The organism is Campylobacter sp. BCW_6873 (assembly GCF_001762365.1).
GTDB lineage: Bacteria > Campylobacterota > Campylobacteria > Campylobacterales > Campylobacteraceae > Campylobacter_D > Campylobacter_D jejuni.
In genome coordinates, this window is the sequence record NZ_MJWS01000011.1 from 1 (window position 1) to 759 (window position 759).

Sequence of the window (759 nt, forward strand, 5' to 3'; positions counted from 1 at the left end):
AAATTCATTAGCTTTGATTTAAAGAAAATTTTTTATGGCATAGATCTTTGCACAGGAGTTTTTGACACTCATTTTTCCTTTCATTATGAAATAGATCAAAAGCTTGAAGAAAATAAAGAATTTCTTTTAAAAAGACTTTTATCTTATTTGATTATTGATGAGAAAAGAAATGCAACTGCTTTAGAGGATATAAAAGAACAAAAATATATTATAGATGATTATACTTTTTATTTTAAAGAGTTAAAATCTTTAGAACTTAAAAAATGCACTATATATCAACTTCCTTGTAATCATCCTTTGTTTAAAGAGTTTAGAAATAAAGAAAAGCAAATTAGTGCTTTTAAAAAGGATGAAGATAGTCCTATTCATGCTTACAATGAAGCTTTACAAATTTTACAAGATTTTGCTAATGGAATTTACAATACAAGTAAAGATAAAACAGGAAGATATATAGAAGATAAAAATAAAACCAGAAGATTACTAGAAAAACTCAATATCATAGGACAAAACAATCTTAAGGCTATGTATATGGGGATAAATGGAAATGAAGAAAGCTTGAAAAACAAAGACAATGAAGAAGGAAACGAGGAGGATATAGAAAGTGCAACTAAAAACAAACAATCCCAAAAATTACCGCCTAATTTCATAGGCAGACTAGCCACTACTATAATCATAGAAGATGGTTTATATATGGGTTAAATTAAGAAAGGATAAATAATGAGCGATACTTATAAGATTTATACACCCAATGGGTTAGCA

The 759-nt window shown here is 26.9% G+C and carries 1 pseudogene; it reads left to right on the plus strand.

The annotated features are described in order from the left end of the window. Positions 1-699 (plus strand): annotated as a pseudogene (locus AJ932_RS00105) (hypothetical protein); the annotation flags it as partial. Positions 700-759 lie beyond the last annotated feature (60 nt).